Below are 556 nucleotides of genomic sequence, written 5' to 3' on the forward strand. Positions count from 1 at the left end.
AACCCCCCACCTCGGGGGGCCCCGGGGGCGGCCTAACTGCCCCCGCGTACGCCCGGGGGGGGGTTTAAAAAAAAACAACCCCCTGCGGGCGCCCGGCTTCCCGGGCCGACCCAGTATCCCAGAGGCGGCAGATGGGCGCTCGCTGCTAGTACGTCTACATTCTCGCCAGCAAGATCGGAGGCACACTCTACATCGGCGTGACGAATGACCTCATTCGCCGGGTGGCAGAGCATAAGTTGAAAGTGATCGAGAGCTTCACGAAAGACTACGATGTCGTGAAGCTCGTTTACTTCGAGCAGTTCGACGACCCGGAGAATGCGATCAAACGTGAGAAACGACTGAAGAAGTGGAAACGCGACTGGAAGATCGCGCTGATCGAGAAAGACAATCCGGATTGGAACGATCTCTATTCGGGGATCGCAGGCCCTCCATAACTTCGGCCTCTGGAATACTGGGTCGGCCCGGGAAGCCCGGCGGCCGCCACCACCCAAAAGGGCGGCAGGAAAGACACCGCCCATTTGTCCACCCCAAAAAGGAAAAAACCAGCCCAGACCCC

Annotated in this window: 1 protein-coding gene; it reads left to right on the top strand. The window is 59.9% G+C overall.

What is annotated here, in order from left to right; translation table 11 throughout:
* The first annotated feature begins 158 nt into the window (after positions 1-158).
* Positions 159-434, top strand: coding sequence for a GIY-YIG nuclease family protein (locus AC0L21_RS25370; RefSeq protein ID WP_473264496.1), 276 nt, complete (start codon positions 159-161; stop codon positions 432-434).
* Positions 435-556: the final 122 nt, after the last annotated feature.

The sequence above is a fragment of the Bradyrhizobium sp. WSM4873 genome, assembly GCF_055811355.1.